We start from the raw sequence: 15,805 nt of genomic DNA, 5'->3' as shown, positions 1-15,805 counted from the left end.
ATATACGGGCATCATCAGGCCGATAATCACGGCCGTTTTTTTAAGCAGTGTTGTCCCTATTAACTTCATCTCTGTTCCTTATTGCTCTGCGCTATTGCTGATTAGCCTCTTCACAGAGGCCTAGCGGCGTCAGCCCTTAGTCATAGGTCAATGCAAAGGTCATGCTGGCACTGAAAGGACCACGATTAATGGTTCGGTTGGTAATCGCGTCTGGCTCACCTTGCACATAGGCCATCATGCGCAGATAGTTGTCCCCTGCCGCTAACGGGTAGCGATAGGGGCCTAACTGGTTCAATGGCAAAGGAGCGCCATTTTCTGACTCAATACCAATACCAATGCCCGATGCCTGGCTGGAGGCATCCAGCGCCAGTAATCCCGGCAAGGCGGGATTTTCCACTCCGGTGAACGTGACCTGCACCGATTTGCCTAGCGTCAGATCGCAGTTGCTCAGGTGCAGTTTGAATTCCCAACTGGTAGTTCTTTGATTGTGATACAGCTGTTTGTCGATCACCGTACCAAAATCCAGTTGGACGGTTTCCTCACCCGGCGGGATGATGCAAGGTTCCGCCACCAGCGTGCCATGTAAACGCATGTTTGCCGCCTGAATGCCCTGACTCAGACAAAGCAGAGCGACGGTGGCACAGAGATATCTCAGTATTTGCCGCATATCAGCTCCTTATTGGTAATCCGCAAGCAGCGTTGCCGTAACTTCAAACGTCCCTTCTGTCAGTTCGGTGCCCGGTTTTTTAACCGGTACAGCTTCTAACAACGGTGGATTGAGCGGGTCAACAGCGATAGGCGTACCGAGCTCAAACGGCTCGCCGTTCTGGTAAATTTTGATGCCCAGATTGGCAATATTGGTCTGCAGCGTAGCCGGCTCAAAGGCGGCGACCGGGCCGAGCAGCGTCAGCACCATGCTCCAGGCAGGCCCCGCAGTACAGTCCAGCACGTAATCAACCTGTCGGCGGTGCTTCACCCCATCCACGCTCTTGACGCCGATCCGGTCAAAAGGCACATCAATGTCTTTGTCGTTGTTCACCAGACAAGGAGGTGGCTCAATCAACGTACCGCTAAAGCTCATGTTTTCCGCCGCTTGCGACGGGCTTATGGCCAGCAGAGCAAACGATAGCAATAGTGACATCCCTGCAACCGATCTCATTCCTTTCTCCCGTTTCACTGGTAGTCGACCACCATGGTGGCTGCCGACGTAAAGTAGCCAGCGGTCAGGGTGGTCCCTGGGCGCTTCACTAAAGTGGCAAACAGCTTTGGCTGATCCGGCAACGTGAAATTCAGCCAGCTATTCACTGGCATTGCCTGGCTGTCACTCGATAAGGCAATCCCCAAATCGCCTTTCGAGGTTTGCAGAGCACCGGCAAAACCGGCGTCCATGCCCTGGATCTGCATTTTTAACGCGTTGGTGTTGCCTGCCGAGCATTCCAATGTGTAAGGCACCGGCTGGCGGTAGTTGATACCATCAACCCGGGTCGTCATCACCTCGTTGGTAAAATCCACCGTGATGGTTTGATCCCCGTTAATCACGCAGGGCGGCGGCAGTAAAATATTGCCCGAGATAGTCAGGTTGGACGTCGCAGCAACCGCTGATGACATGCCCAAAACCAGTATCAAACCTGCAAATCCCGTCGACGTTTTCCACGGCATAGTTCACCTCTGTTGCGCGTAGGCTATGAGTTACGTTTGCCAGGTTCTGCCTGACAGGTATCACCCGCACAGCGGAAAATAAGTTCTGGGCGGCCACCGAAGTCATTCACGTAGGTCAGCACCGGCGCACTCCCTAAAGCACTGACGCTGGCGCTTAGCGGTGCATTGGATTTAGGGGGGACCATCAACGGCACAAACCCTTTGGCGCTCTGGCCACCTTTAGTGGTGCTAGCCTCAACGATGGTGATGTAATACGGCGTCGGGTTGTTGACCACATAGCGATCGCCTTGGCGCGTCAGCGTCATTTTTTCCTGCCACGGCGTACTCATCTGTTCCTTGGTCGGTTCAATCGCCTGCGGGCGGTAGAACAGTTTAATGCGTGTCTGCAATGCAATTTGCAGCGTGTTCGGCTTGTCGCTGCGCGGTGGAATTTCACGCAGGTTGAAATAAAACAGCGATTCACGATCCTGTGGTAGTTGCTGCAAAGCAGGCAGCCCCTGCACTTTCACCTGGCTTTTGGCACCAGACTCAATACGCTGCACCGGAGGCAGAACGATCAGCGGGCTGGTGATCTTATTGCCCTGCTCATCCTCAATCCATCCTTGGGCCAGATAAGGCAGATGCTTGTTTTCATTGCTGACGTTCATGCTGACAGACTTGCTGGAAGCGTTATAAATCACCCGGGTACGATCCAGGGCAATCGCCGCATTGGCCTGCGAGGTAAAGATGGCCAGCAGCAGTGCGCCAGCGGTTAATAAATGTGTGGTCGTTAATTTCATCAGTCTTTTTCCGTTCAGCTTCTGTTTTCCGTTTCCGGATTTTCCCCTGCGGCGATTGGCCGACAAGGCAGCAGTAAATTCTGTGTCCCATGTTGTGGGATATGCGTTGGCAGCGTTATTTCGCACTGGGTGATGCCATTCCAGTTGGTGGTCATCTTGGCGCCGGGTTGTATGCCGCTCAGATAGACGCTGCCGTCATCGTTGATAATGCCGACGTCCCGTTTCTTGCTATTTTGTACCGTGGCACCGAAAGGCGGTGATGACCCATCAGCCAGACGAACCACCGCCATCGCTTTTTCACCAGCCACCACTTCAAAACGCCGTAAACCAATCGCCCCTTCGGTCAATGTCGCTTGCTGCACAGAGCTGAGCGCTTCGGTCTTGTCATCCAGCGCGTTCAGATCGATGCTGACCTGGTTGCGGTAGTAGCTGTTGAGATCGGACACCACGGCTTTACCAAAGCGGTTGGATAAGGTGGTGGCACCATAGCCGCGCACAGGAACGCCTGCGACTCCATCGGTATCCAATAAAATGCGCGTTCCGCCAGGCATGCCAATCCGATGCATGGCCACGCCCTCCCCGGTCGCCGTCACCCCACCTTGCAACAACAGGCCCATGGAACTGGAGCGCCCGGCTTGATAACCCGCGTTGGCACTCACCTGCGCGTCGTTGCCCAAGTGGGTGTAGTAACCGCTGGCAACCGCGCCTTGGCGGGCACTACCTGCACTGATCTGATAGGAGTCGGCATCATTCACGCGGCCGAAATAGCCCACCTGGTGAGTATTTTCATTGCGATCCCATGACCCGCTGTAACTGATGGAACCAGAGTGGCCCCAGGGAATGGTGACCGCCAGATACATGCCGTCGTCGTTGGTGCCGTTAAATTTGTTGCGATAGGCGGTCAACGAGAGGTTAAGATCCTTGAACTTGCCCAGATCGAAGTATCTCGCCAGCGACAGGTTGTAATGATCGTTGGCACTGTCGTTCCAATAGGTCTGGTGGCTGTAATTGATAAAAGTGCTCAGGCCCAGCTCGACAAACTGCTTATTGAACGTAACGGTGTACATCTCCTTGCTGCTCTGGGTGCGGGTACCAGTAGTCCGTGCATCCAAAAATTCACTCATGTTCATAAAATTGCGTTCGGAGAAGCGATAGCCAGCGAACGTCACCTGGCTGTCATAATCGTCAAAACGTTTGGAATAACTGAGGCGGTAAGAGTTACCAAACAACGAGCTTTCCTGCGGCAAATTAGCCCGGGATTGGGTGACATCGAACGACAGTGCGCCCAGCATCATCAGATCGCGGCCAACCCCCAACGCCAACGCGTTATAGTCGTCGCTCCCCACGCCGCCACCGTACAGTGACCAGCCGTTGCTAACCCCCCAGGAGAACTCGCCGGTGGAGAACAGTGGCCCGGTGACGTTATGTTTCCAATCGGTCGGTCGGCCTGCCGCGAGTTTATAGCGCAGCGAACCTGGACGGGTCAGATAGGGGATGCTGGCGGTGTTTACGGCGAACTCCTGCACGCTGCCATCCTGTTCCTCGACGCGAACCTGCAGTTGGCCGGAAACCGCATCATTCAAATCCTGAATGCGGTACGGGCCTGGCGCGACCTGAGTTTCATACAACACCCGGCCCTGTTGGCTAATAGTCACCTTGGCATTGCTTTTGGCAACGCCACTCACTTCCGGGGCATAGCCGCGCAGGTTAGGTGGCAGCATGTTGTCATCGGTATTGAGCGTAACGCCGGTGAAGCGGAAGCTGTCGAAAATATCTGAATTGAGAAAATTCTCCCCGAGCGTCAGGCGGGCAAGCAGCTTGGGCAAGGCGCGATAGGCGTAATAACGGCTCCAATCCAGGCTATTTTCGCCGTTGGTGCCAGACTGATTCCGCATCTGCAACTGCCAATCCGCGCGCAGACGCCAAGGGCCAAAGTTGGCCCCGGTGGTCCCATTACCACTCAGGCTATAGGCCTGATCCTGGTGCTGCTGGCGCGTGGTCAGGAAGTTCAGGTTATAGTCAAACAACGCACCGGTAATGCCGTTGTCCCAACGGGAAGGCGGATCCCAATTTTCAGAACTGTATTCAAGATAGGCTTGTGGCACGCTGAGCTGCAGGGACGAAGTCGCCAGGTCGCCCTGAACCGTCAATCCTGGAATGCTTTGCAGATCGATACACTGCCCATCGTCTTCCCAGACAATGTCCTTGAGCACGCTGTCTCTCAGGCCAAACAGCTCTATCAATTCAGGCGTCAGGCAAGGTTCGCTGCTTTTAGGATCTGCTTTAGATGGCGCGAAGGTGATTGAACGCTCCGCTATTTGCTGCCGGTTGAGAAACACCGCCATGGTGTAAGTCCCTGGCATAATATAGCCGCCACGGGAGAAATGACTGAGATCGAGATTCTCCCGATCTTTAATATCCAACACATCGGTATTGAACTGGATATCCTCTGCGGCATGCGTAAGATAAACCGGGCTTCCCAGCGATAGAGCAATACAGACCCACAATCCGCGCAGCCGGAAAGTAGAATTCGCAACAGGTTTGGCCATCGATAAAAATTCCGTTTATCAGTAATAATCCATTTTGAAACGCACGGTGGAACGGTACTCACCGGCTCGCAGTATTTGGTGATTCGGCAACAGGTTTACGGTGTATTGCAGCAGCTTATCTCCGGAGCTCAACTCTGCCAGGGGCATAGCTACGCCGGGTAATGCGATGTTGCCTGATTGGTCTTTGATCTGTAGCCCAACGCCTTGGGCCTCGCCTTCAATACCCAGCAAGGCACCATCCTTCAAACCATCAAAGGTCACGCGGAATGCCTGCCAATCGGGCATCGTGGGATCGAAGCGTGGCAAGGTGCAGTTAATTAAGCGAATGACAAAAGGTTTAGCGATACCTTGCCCATCATGAGCAATTTGTGACGCAGGAACGGTGATCATCTCAATCACTTGCTCACGGCTGCTCATCTCAATGGCGCAGGCAGTTTCAATAATGCTGCCTTCCATGACGACACGGCCCCGTCCCAAAAACGTATCTGCCATTGCGGTTACGCTAAACAGAGTGCTGAGCAGGCAGCTCGCCACGATATATTCCATTTTGTTCACGCTGTTAATTCCCTTCGACACCATGACCTTCAGAATAAACATGCGGGTTTCCCCGCATGTGTGACCGCTTGACCGGTTAAAACTTACTGATAAGCCAGGGTGAAGGTCGTCGTGGTGCTGAAGTCGCCTGGGACGATTTCTGCAGCAGTTTTACCGTCAACACCCATGTCGCCCTGCAGGTAAGCAGAGAAGTTCAGGATGTTGGTTTGATCCTGGATGCCCTGTGGAGCAGTTGGTTGACCCAGTTTGATCAGCGTGCCGCTACCGTCGGTGATAGCCAGGCTAGCGCCACGAGCAGTACCGGTGATGCCCAGCAGATCGGCGTTACCCGCAGAAGTTGGACCTGTGAAGGTGGTGGTTACCGTTTTAAGGGTAGATGCATCACAGTTTTCCAGATGGATGTAGAAGTTTTCAGGGGTAGATTTGCCGCCGTCTTTCAGTGCCACGTTAGCGATCTGGCCCATCGGGATACGCTGGTTGTCATCGCCTGGGGCGATAGAGCAAGGTGCATCAATGATGGAACCGTAGAATTCGATTGTGCCATGGCCCGCGTCCTGTGCAGCATTGGCAGCAGAAACAAAACCCAAAGCGATTGCGGCAACTGTGAATTTGTTCAGTTTCATTATTTCTATTCCTTTATAAATTGATTGATATAAACGACTAATTAACCATCCATGTCAAACATGGTCTGGGCACTGCAAAAAACATGAGGCGACCGCCCATTACCCAATAGGAATACGCTTCATTTTTTATACTTCCGGCACTCAAGATTGGTTATATCGGTCAGCCTTCTACGCTGGTACCGTAATAGACCCTCAAGGTCTTATATAAGCCAATCTTATTGGTGCAACCAATTTTCTTCATAACGGACACGCGGTGACTGCTGACCGTCTTAATATTAATCCCTAAAATCGCACCGATCATTTTTGGCGTGTAACCGCGAAAAAGATAATAGCAAATCCGCTTTTCTCTGTTGCTTAACGCAGCCAAGGTCCCTTTAGGGATAAACTTGTCGCGTTTTGCCCATGTTGTATTTGGTGAATCGGCAATTTGTGTCAGCAGTGCATTAGAGCACTCATTGGTCGCAATAAAAACAACCCGATCTCTGTAGCGTTGCTCAATGCTTAGCGACAATATATTCAATAACGCCGTACTGGCAATCACTACCATCAACGTTCGGCTTTTCTTTTCACGTATCATTTCGCTAATCAGCAATGCACTGCGTGCCGAACCATCCGATATCGAATGCTCAAAGGCAACATGACTATGCTGTTGCTGCAACTTAATCAAGCTACACCTGATACCTTGTAAAAAGTAGCTATTATTGCTGGAGATATGGAATGAAATCTCACTTATATCTTCACTATGATAGTCGAAATCATATTCACCCACACCGTACCCGTCATCCATAACGCTACCAAACTTATCGCCAAATCCATATCGGCTATCGTACATCTGCTTCCCGCCACTATCGCTGAAAAGTTGGATGCATGTTAGCGATCGACTCCAAAATGCCATAATCAATTTATATCAACCTGTGAAATTTCATTTAAGTAATATAAAAAAATCAATAAAATCATATCATTGTAAAAAATTTTACTTAAGATCAACTCACCTTAAGAAGATGCCTAGAGCGGTATATTTGATCATTAATCGACATTAATCAATTTACTAATCAGAAAAATCTTGCTAAGTTTTATAACGCAAGACCAGGAGCAGCCTGGTTCCTGGCTGTTCAACGGTGATGCATTAGCAATCAACAAGAAAAATCTCATTTAATAAATTGTATGCTATCCGTTATTTTTTGTTTTAATAACGCTCGTGATTTTGAACAAGGAAGTAAACGAAATGACTAGTAATTGTCGCGGTTATTATTATCTCATCGGTGACAGCGTTGAGTTCTGGCCTGAGGAAAACCTGCTTTACTCTCGTGTCAACGGTGAGAAAATCACGCTATTTATCGCAGCCTCACGCTGCCTTCAGCTTTTATTAAGCCAACAAGGTGAACTGGTTCCGCAGCGGAACCTGTTTGAAGCCGGATGGCAAAAAAATGGCTTAGAGGTGTCTAACAATACCTTTTACCAAAACATCCTTATGTTACGTAAAGGATTAAAGCTTGCCGGCTATGAGCAAGCAGTGATAAAAACAGTGCCCCGCCAGGGTCTTACCATTCCCTCAATAGTTCCGGTAGCAAGAATAATACCGGACATGAGTACAGCCTCTACCGAAGAAATATCCATTGCTGCGGAGGAAAACCAACCGTCAACACCCAGCAAGGTGGATAAAAAAGCATCCTCCCGGCCTCGTCATGTGTGGGCAATATTGCTTAGTCTCTCTTTCGGTATCGGTATTGTGCTGTTAGCTGCGTGGAATAGCTCTGAGAACAAGAATTTCTTCTCAAATTTTAACTTCGTAGGGAATATAGAGCAGTGTTCGGTCTATCTCGACAACGGCCAGACATCGTTGCAGTCCTACATGCAATTTATTGCGCAAAACAACTTCACCTGCAAAAAACAGGAAGTTGTCTACTTTACCGCCAACCCATTGGTTCCACGAGCCTCGGTAATTCGCTGCGAATGGCCATTTGCTTCAGGGACAAAGAATCTCTGTATTTCTGAATATTATCTGGAGTGGCAGCATAATGAATAAGCCCCAACTGTTCGGCGTATTTACACTACTCTCTTTGTTGTTCCTGTTGCTCGCGCTGGGGGCATACCGCCTCTATAGCCAATATCAGCAAACCCATTTTAGCTGCGAAGCCATGCTGCTGGTTCACAAAGATGATGCGGAGCTGGCCCTCATGGTTAACTTTATCTTCCAAGGTAATAACGGCATCGTCAGTCTGAAGGGAACCCTTAAGGAGGGCGACAAAACCACTAGCGTAAGCAGAAGAAACTATTTTGATTTCAGTCAGATAAAAACAGTTTATCACCTTAAGTCAATCTCGGCAGTGACCACACCGGCCGACAACAGTGACACCAAAGCTCTCGCCCGTTACCTCCCTCTTTTTTACCTGGAACCGGGACTAAAATTCGACTTCACCGCTTACTCTGCTACCAAAGAAGGGTATGTTTTTTCTACCGGGCAGGTGCCGTCATTTTACTGTGCACGTAAGTGAAATGCTGCGATACGGAGATAGGTGACCAGCAAAGGGCTGTTTGACGTTAACGAGTTTCGCTTGGTGGAGACGACTCTTTAGCGCTGGGATCAAAAAACCGGAGGAAAGAGTCTCTTTCCTCCGGTGATGACATCGCCGTGGCGTGCTTATAGAACATCCACCACAACAACCGCAGACCCGCTAAACGCGCCAGCCTTTACAGTCCCCCCCGTGGGGGCGAGAGTAGATTCAATCTGCACATTTACCGAGCCATTAATGGTGATTGGCGATGGGAATTTCGAGCCATTGATGGTGATAGTCGATTGTATTCCATTGCCGAAACTGGTGGTGTTATCCGAGAGCGCGGGGACAGTTATCACAACTTTAGCTGGCGTCGGGCAAGTTATCGTCGCCGTCAGACTCGCGGTATTCCCAGCTATGGCAGTGCCGTCCACCAGCCCGTGGTCGAGAACTGTGGGCCCGGTTATATCGCACCCGGTGGTGAAGGGTTTGTTATTCGTATTTACGCACGAAGTTGTCAACCTCGCGTTCGTGCTGTTAGGACCTTCATAGACAACACAGGTGCGAGTATTTCCTGTGTTCGCATTAATCCTGCTAGCCTTACCCTTCCAGCTCCCGCCAGATCCTAGCCCCGTTCTCTTCATTAATTCCTTTTGGAAATCCGACCAGTAATAGTAATTCTTAGCGTAGCCTTGAGTAGAATAACTAAAGGCACAGTAGGTATCTGTGGCATAAGCATTCCATCCAACATTATTCTTGGTCACACACACGTCAAAGAACGAGGTCGTGCCCGGACGGATGTTTGTTGTATCGTATTGTTCGACACCGTCGGTATAGGTGAAAAACATCTCTTGTGTTGTTTGGTCGAATTGCGCGCTGGTGATGACGAACGCAGCAAAACTGGACGGACTGGCCATCAGGCAGAGTAAAGCAATTAGCGATTTCATTCGTTTCACGATGTCGTACATAAAGTTAGTCTCGATTGCAGGATAGGCAGGCAGCTAAGCGGAGGAACAGTTGCTACTGGTACTCCAGCGCAAAAGTCGCCGTGGCCGTAAATGCCCCTTCCACTATCCCTTGGTTGGCCTTGGCCGCGGGTTCTGCCTGCACATAGGCCTGAAGCGCAATCACCATATTGCCCTGCGTCAGCGGCGTGGTGGAGCTCTGGATATTGAGCGGCAACGCCTGGCCAGCCCCCGTTTCCATCCCCACCGCCACTCCGCGGGCCACGCTGGCAGCATCCAGCGCCAACAACCCTGGCAATGCCGTGCTCTCGGTGCCCATAAACGTCAACTTCACACCTGTTGCCACCGCCTTATCACAGTCATCCAGATGCAACGAGAACGTCTGGCTCGGGGTACGCGTATTGGTGTAAAGGAACTTGTTAACCAGCGTGCCAAAATTCAGCTCTATCGCCTCGTCACCTGGGCGCAGGGTGCAGGGTGCATTTACCAACGCCCCTCTGAATTCCACGTTCTCGACCGCCTGCGCCGGTGCGCAGAATAAAAATGGGCAGGTCAACAGCAGTGCCAGACCGATCCGTGGTAACTCTTGCCATTGCTTCATCAAGCGGCTCCTATTGATATTCCGCCAGCAACGTGGCACGGGCAGTAAATGCCCCGGGGACCGGTGGCTGCGCCGGATCGGCTACCGGCACTGCGCTCAGCCCCGGGAGTGATTGCACGTTAACATTATTAAAATACGAGTTCTGCCAAGGGAACGGTAAGCCACCCTCAAGCAGAATACGGATACCCAACCCCGTCAGATTGGTTTGAATGGCAGTGGCGTCAAAACTGCTCGGGGTCCCCTTGAAACTCAACTTAACCACCCCTGCCGCACTGCAATCAATCTGGTAAGGAATCGGCTTGCTGTAGCGCACCCCGTCAAGATTGCGGATCACCAGATTATCGCCAAAATCCACTTCGATCGTTTCACCGTTATTGATAGTGCAGGGCAGTGCCTCCACCAGGCCGCCCTGAAAGTTCACCTGTACTGCCTGTGCTGGCTGCACCAGCATGCCCAGCAACATAGCCAGAGAAACTGTTTTACCCGTCATTGTTCATCCCTCACTGATAGTCCACCAACAGCGTGGTAGCCGCGGTAAAGGTTCCCCCGCTCAGGGTGCTGGACTTAGCCTTAACCGGGACTGCCGTCAGTGCAGGGCGAGCCGGGTTGGTAAAATTGAGCCAGGTATTCATCGGCAGCTTGGCGCCGTCACTGCGCAGCTCCAGGCCCAGATTGGCTTTGCTGGTACCGAGCACGCTGGCATCAAAACCGGCCCCACCGCCCTGAAATTGCAGTTTCAGCGTTGCGGAGGTTGCGCCAGTGCAGTCCAGCGTATATGTGATAGGCTTTTCGTAATTAACCCCATTTATCCGCCCAGCCAGCATATCGGTGTCAAAATCCACTGAAATATCGCTGTTGCTGTTAATCACACAGGGCGGTGGCACCACCAAGGTACCGGTGAACTTGACGTCCACGGCCTGTGCCGGTAACGCGCTACCCAAAGCGGTCGTCAGGGCCAAAACAGGCCATAACGCTGTGAGCTGTTTCATAACACCTCCACCAGCAGCGTTGCCGTACTGTTGAATACCCCGCCTGGTAAAATGGCCCCCGGCCGTTTCACCGGCACGGCACTGATGGCAGGCGGTGTGGCCGAATAACTGAAGGTAAACCATTCACCCAGCGCTAACGCACTGTTGTCCGGTTTCAACAGTTTGATCCCCAGATCCGTAAAGTTGGTTGCCAACACGTCAGAATCAAAGCCGCTGACCGATCCCTGGAACCGCAGACGCAAGCTGGAAGTGCTGCCGGTACAGCTCAGGGAAAACGGCACCGGCGTGGCATAGTTGTTGCCATCAATGCTGGTAGTCTGCAAGGCAGAGCCAAAGTTCACGTCAATCGTGGTGTTGCCATTCACTATGCAAGCGGGTCCCGTCATCACGATCCCCTTGATGGTGAGGGCAAGCTGGTTGCTGGCCTGTGCCGTAGCCAGACACAATGCCAAGCCCCCCACCGTACCGAGGGCAGTACACATTAGGCTCCTGAGAATGGAGCGTCCCTTAAGCCGATAAACCAACCTATTCATAGCTCAGCCTGAAGTTGACATGGGCCAGATACGCGCCCGCTTGTAGCGGCGCCCCAGTGCGCTCCGGCGCGATGTAGTAGGTCAGCACGTTGCTGCCCGGTGTCAGTAATTGCGGTTGTCCTGCCAACCCCGGCACGACGTCACGGCGGGAGGCATCCGTCAGGCGCAGCCCCATACCGCCCACACCGCGCGCCAGGAACAGATTGGGCTCGTGGCTATCCTGCACGCCGGTAAAGGTCAATGACACTGCGGGCTGGTTGGTGCTCCAGGTCAGGTTGCCCTGCTGGTCACGATTGTTGGCAGCGCTGCGCAAGCAGTCTTGCAGGCGCAGTTGTACTGCCACCGCCGTTCCCCGATCGCCAACATGTTGCAGGCGACCCGTTCCCACCTCCCCCAACTCGACCGACTGGTCGGCGCTGCTCATCTCCAGGCGGCAGGCGCTTTCGGTCAACGCTCCCGACACGCGCAGCACACCGTGCTCACCGTCAATCACCCCCGTAGCAGCCTGCGCCACCGGGGAAAACAGGGCTGCCAGTACCATTCCGCTCAGGACGGAGTCCTTTACCGTCTTGCCGGGCAGTCTTCTCTTTTCCATGATTGTTTTCCTTGTTCTTCCTTCCCGGTTCATGCCCGCCGGGCATCGCCCAACACCACCACTGACGCCGGGTGATTATTTGTCGCGCTTGCTTTCATCTACCTGGCAGCTGTTACCCCCGCAGCGGAAGGTCAGTGCCGGTTGACCGCCGTAGTCATTGACATACACCAGCACCGGGGTCGCCCCTAACGCCGCCGCACTGCCGCCCAGTTTGACGCTGCCCTTTGGTGGCACCATCACCGGTTCAAAACCTTTCACCACTTCGCCTTCTTTCTGGGCGCTGGCGCCAATCAACGTCACAAAATACGGCGTTGGGTTGTTGACGGTGTATTGATCACCCTTTTTGCTCAGCGTCAGTTGCTCCTGATACGGCGTCGCCTGCTGTTTGGCTGCCGCTTCGGCTAGTGCAGCCGGGCGATAGAACATCTTGATGCGCGTTTGCAGCGCTATCTGCAATACGTTCGACTTGTCACTTTTCGGCGGGATTTCCCGCAGATTGAAGAAGAACAGCGATTCGCGATCCTGTGGCAACATGTTGGCTCCTGGGGTTGCCTGGATTTTCACCTGCGTCTGCCCTTTTGGTTCGACACGCTGTACCGGTGGCAACACGGTAAACGCACTGTTTCCTTCCAGCTTGGTGCCGTGGGCATCCTCCAGCCACCCCTGAGCCAGGTATGGCAGTTCCGGGTTCTGGTTGCGTACGGTCAGGCTCACAGACTTCTCATTCCCCGGGAATACCACGCGGGTCCGATCCAGCGAAATGGCCGCCTGCGCAGACGGAGCCAATGTGGTTAATGCGGCTCCTGCCAACAGGCTCATCACAAAAAATCTTTTCATCATCATTACCTATATTCTTCCTATCGGACGTCATCTCGGCAGGCTCAAAAGCCTGCGGACGATGACGCCCTTGACTGTTCAATGGGTTTACTTCGCTGCCGTTATCCCTTTACACAAGGCAACAGCAGATTGGCGGTCATCCCCGCCGGTATTTCCTTCGGCGGCGTAATGCGGCACTGTTCGGCATTGTTCCAGTGCACCGTCATGGTCTCACCCGGCTTGATACCGCTGAGGTAGACGTTGCCCGCATCATTCACCATGCCGGTTTCCTGTTGCTTGGCATTCAGCACCGTGGCACCGAAAGGCGGCACCGAACCATCGGCCAGACGTATTACCGCCATCGCCTTCTCACCCGCGACGACTTCAAAGTGACGATAGCCAATGGCTCCTTCGGTCAGCGTGCCTTGCAGCACTGAGCCGGTGGCTTGGGCGTTGTCAGCCAGTTTGTCTACGTCGATACGTACGCTGCTGCGGTAATAACTGTTCACATCCGCCACCACCGCTTTACCGAAGATATTGGAGTTGACCGTGTTGCCATAACCGCCCACTGGCACCCCTGCAACGCCATCGGTATCAATCAGCATCCGCGTCCCGCCCATTAGCGATGTACGATGCAAAGCACCACCTTCGCCCGTCAGGGTAGCTCCGCCCGACATCGACATCCCTGCCGAGCTATACTGCCCAGAGCGGTAACTGGCCATGCCATTCACCTGTGCCAGGGTTCCACGGTGTGAGTAATAGCCGCTGATATCAGCATCGCTATTCGCCATTCCAGCCCGGACCGTATAGTTGTCGGTATCACCGACCCGATCTGAATAGTTGACCGAGTTGGTATTGTCTCCCGCAGCATAAGACCCGTTATAGCCCAGCATGCCGCTGCTTCCCCATGGCATGGACAGCGACAGATACATGCCGTCATCCTTGGCGTTGCTGAAATTGTTGCGATAAGCCGTCAGCGACAGATTGACGTTACGAAAACGGCCAATATCAAAATAGCGCGCCAGCGTCATGTCATAGCGGTCACTGGTGGCCTGGTTCCAATAGGTCTGGTGGTTGTAGTTAAGGTACCCACTCATCGCCAGCGACTCGAACTGCTGGCTGAAGGACAGGGTATACATCTCCTTGCTACGCCCAGGGCTTACCCCATTGGCGTTATCCTTGGCACTCAGGTAGTCCGCCATCGACATAAAACCGCTGTCGGAGAAGCGGTAGCCGGCAAAGGTGACCTGGCTGCCGGTATCATCAAAGCGCTTCGAGTAGCTCAGGCGGTAGGAGCCCCCCTGCTGAGTGCCTTGATCCGGTAGCCTAGCCCGGGACTGCGTCACGTCCGCAGACAAGGCCCCAAAAATCATCAAATCACGCCCAATTCCCAGTGACAGGGCCGAGTATTCATCCCCACCCAACCCACCACCGTACAGCGACCAGCCGTTACTCACGCCCCAGGAGAACTCACCCGTGGCAAACATCGGCCCATTGATATTATGTTGCCAGTCAGATGGGCGGCCTGCCGCCAGCTTGAAACGCACCTGCCCGGGTCGTGTCAGGTACGGAATGGTGGCGGTATCCACCTGGAAACGCTGCACGCTGCCATCCGCTTCCTCAACCCGTACATCCAGTGCGCCAGAGACCGCGCTATCCAGATCCTGAATACGGAATGGCCCGGATGCGACCAGGACTTCCTTGATCACCCGCCCCTGCTGGCTAATCACTACCTTTGCGTTGCCGCGTGCCACACCGGTGACTTCTGGCGCATAACCACGCAAATTCGGCGGCAGCATGTTGTCATCCGAGACCAGGCTGCCCCCGGTGAAACGGAAGCTGTCGAAGATGTCGGAATTAAGGAAATCTTCCCCTAGCGTCAGCTTGGCGCGAAGCGGTGTAATAGCCCGGTAGGCGGTGTACTGCGTCCAGTCAAAACTGCGGGTATTCTCTTTCGCCGAATCGCTCTGATGGTCGATCCTGGTCTGCCAACTGGCCCGCAGCCGCCAGGCTCCCAGATTGGCCCCGGTCACTCCGTTGCCGCTGAGGTTGTACCCTTGAGTACCATCCCGGTTCTGCCGCTGAACCTGGGTATTAAGGCTGTAGTCCAGCAGAATGCCAGGGATCCCCTCTTCCCAGCGCGACGGCGGATCCCAGTTCGCACTGCTGTATTCCAGATAAGCCTGCGGGATACTGAGATACAGCGTGTTGGTACCGAGATCGGTTCGGGCCTGAAGCCCATCCAGGCTAGCCAGATCCAGACACTCCCCCTGATGCCACCAGGTCAACCCTGCCAGTGCGGCCTTGGTCAGCCCCAACTGCTCCACCATCTCTTTACTCAGACAGACCTGGCTGCCTTTCGGATCGTCGTCCGGCGCCAAAAACGTCACTGGGCGTGCCGGTTGCACCTGGTTATTCAGGCTTAAAGCAAGGTCATAAGTGCCCGGCAGGATAAAACCCTGGTGCGAAAACTGGCCCAAATCAATGTTGTCACGATCTTTAAGATCCAGGACATCCGTGTTGAACTGGATATCTTTTGCCTGGGCCACGTTCACCGCACCGAGCAATACGCTGCTGCCCAGGCCGGCTTGACACAAGATGGCAAGCAGGGAGCGGGAAAAATAACGCGCCATGAAGAGAGTCCCT

General features: G+C 53.3%; 18 protein-coding genes. 2 read left to right on the top strand and 16 right to left on the bottom strand.

The window, feature by feature from the left end; translation table 11 throughout:
* Positions 1-136 precede the first annotated feature (136 nt).
* The 8 genes from ACKWMY_RS23820 to ACKWMY_RS23785 all read right to left on the bottom strand — a co-directional run bounded on the left by ACKWMY_RS23820 (position 137) and on the right by ACKWMY_RS23785 (position 6,997).
* Positions 137-667, bottom strand: coding sequence for a fimbrial protein (locus ACKWMY_RS23820; protein ID WP_409487175.1), 531 nt, complete (start codon positions 665-667; stop codon positions 137-139).
* A 9-nt stretch (positions 668-676) separates the two neighbouring features.
* Positions 677-1,159, bottom strand: coding sequence for a fimbrial protein (locus ACKWMY_RS23815; protein ID WP_226906619.1), 483 nt, complete (start codon positions 1,157-1,159; stop codon positions 677-679).
* A gap of 14 nt (positions 1,160-1,173) precedes the next feature.
* Positions 1,174-1,608 (bottom strand): fimbrial protein, encoded by a 435-nt coding sequence (locus tag ACKWMY_RS23810; protein WP_098931726.1) that lies wholly within the window; start codon positions 1,606-1,608, stop codon positions 1,174-1,176.
* A gap of 74 nt (positions 1,609-1,682) precedes the next feature.
* Positions 1,683-2,438, bottom strand: a complete 756-nt coding sequence (locus ACKWMY_RS23805; protein ID WP_309046888.1) for a fimbria/pilus periplasmic chaperone — start codon at positions 2,436-2,438, stop codon at positions 1,683-1,685.
* A 14-nt stretch (positions 2,439-2,452) separates the two neighbouring features.
* Positions 2,453-4,987, bottom strand: a complete 2,535-nt coding sequence (locus ACKWMY_RS23800) for an outer membrane usher protein (protein ID WP_074031637.1) — start codon at positions 4,985-4,987, stop codon at positions 2,453-2,455.
* Between the two features lie 18 nt (positions 4,988-5,005).
* Entirely contained in the window at positions 5,006-5,584 is a 579-nt protein-coding gene (locus tag ACKWMY_RS23795) for a fimbrial protein (RefSeq protein ID WP_233169615.1), read from the bottom strand.
* 41 nt (positions 5,585-5,625) lie between these two features.
* A complete protein-coding gene (locus ACKWMY_RS23790) occupies positions 5,626-6,165 on the bottom strand; it encodes a fimbrial protein (protein WP_074031636.1) in 540 nt (179 codons plus the stop codon).
* Positions 6,166-6,325: 160 nt separating this feature from the next.
* Positions 6,326-6,997 carry a helix-turn-helix transcriptional regulator gene (locus tag ACKWMY_RS23785; protein ID WP_199063390.1) on the bottom strand — a complete coding sequence of 224 codons (672 nt, stop codon included), beginning with the start codon at positions 6,995-6,997 and terminating at the stop codon, positions 6,326-6,328.
* 393 nt (positions 6,998-7,390) lie between these two features.
* Between ACKWMY_RS23785 and ACKWMY_RS23780 the strand changes: the two genes are divergently transcribed.
* Both ACKWMY_RS23780 and ACKWMY_RS23775 read left to right on the top strand, forming a co-directional pair.
* Positions 7,391-8,191 (top strand): transcriptional regulator, encoded by an 801-nt coding sequence (locus ACKWMY_RS23780; protein ID WP_409487174.1) that lies wholly within the window; start codon positions 7,391-7,393, stop codon positions 8,189-8,191.
* Positions 8,184-8,660 (top strand): hypothetical protein, encoded by a 477-nt coding sequence (locus ACKWMY_RS23775; RefSeq protein WP_074031633.1) that lies wholly within the window; start codon positions 8,184-8,186, stop codon positions 8,658-8,660. Before ACKWMY_RS23780 ends, ACKWMY_RS23775 begins: the two co-directional genes overlap by 8 nt.
* A gap of 146 nt (positions 8,661-8,806) precedes the next feature.
* Here ACKWMY_RS23775 and ACKWMY_RS23770 read toward each other — a convergent pair whose 3' ends face one another.
* The 8 genes from ACKWMY_RS23770 to ACKWMY_RS23735 all read right to left on the bottom strand — a co-directional run bounded on the left by ACKWMY_RS23770 (position 8,807) and on the right by ACKWMY_RS23735 (position 15,792).
* On the bottom strand, positions 8,807-9,628 hold the full coding sequence (locus ACKWMY_RS23770) for a PapG chaperone-binding domain-containing protein (RefSeq protein WP_409487173.1): 822 nt from the start codon (positions 9,626-9,628) through the stop codon (positions 8,807-8,809).
* 52 nt (positions 9,629-9,680) lie between these two features.
* On the bottom strand, positions 9,681-10,226 hold the full coding sequence (locus ACKWMY_RS23765; RefSeq protein ID WP_199063391.1) for a fimbrial protein: 546 nt from the start codon (positions 10,224-10,226) through the stop codon (positions 9,681-9,683).
* 10 nt (positions 10,227-10,236) lie between these two features.
* Positions 10,237-10,716, bottom strand: a complete 480-nt coding sequence (locus ACKWMY_RS23760; RefSeq protein ID WP_065687006.1) for a fimbrial protein — start codon at positions 10,714-10,716, stop codon at positions 10,237-10,239.
* A gap of 10 nt (positions 10,717-10,726) precedes the next feature.
* Positions 10,727-11,215, bottom strand: a complete 489-nt coding sequence (locus tag ACKWMY_RS23755) for a fimbrial protein (protein ID WP_199063392.1) — start codon at positions 11,213-11,215, stop codon at positions 10,727-10,729.
* Entirely contained in the window at positions 11,212-11,697 is a 486-nt protein-coding gene (locus ACKWMY_RS23750; protein ID WP_074031628.1) for a fimbrial protein, read from the bottom strand. Before ACKWMY_RS23750 ends, ACKWMY_RS23755 begins: the two co-directional genes overlap by 4 nt.
* 43 nt (positions 11,698-11,740) lie before the next feature.
* The gene (locus ACKWMY_RS23745) at positions 11,741-12,343 is read right to left on the bottom strand and encodes a fimbrial protein (RefSeq protein WP_081375849.1); all 603 of its coding nucleotides are present in this window, start codon (positions 12,341-12,343) and stop codon (positions 11,741-11,743) included.
* Positions 12,344-12,418: 75 nt separating this feature from the next.
* Positions 12,419-13,180 carry a fimbria/pilus periplasmic chaperone gene (locus ACKWMY_RS23740; RefSeq protein WP_199063393.1) on the bottom strand — a complete coding sequence of 254 codons (762 nt, stop codon included), beginning with the start codon at positions 13,178-13,180 and terminating at the stop codon, positions 12,419-12,421.
* Positions 13,181-13,281: 101 nt separating this feature from the next.
* A complete protein-coding gene (locus tag ACKWMY_RS23735) occupies positions 13,282-15,792 on the bottom strand; it encodes an outer membrane usher protein (protein ID WP_409487172.1) in 2,511 nt (836 codons plus the stop codon).
* Positions 15,793-15,805 lie beyond the last annotated feature (13 nt).

It is taken from the genome of Serratia sp. J2 (genome assembly GCF_046269175.1).
Lineage (GTDB): Bacteria > Pseudomonadota > Gammaproteobacteria > Enterobacterales > Enterobacteriaceae > Chania > Chania fonticola_C.
Note: the sequence above shows the minus strand (reverse complement) of the source record. Positions and strands in the feature narration are given on the sequence as shown.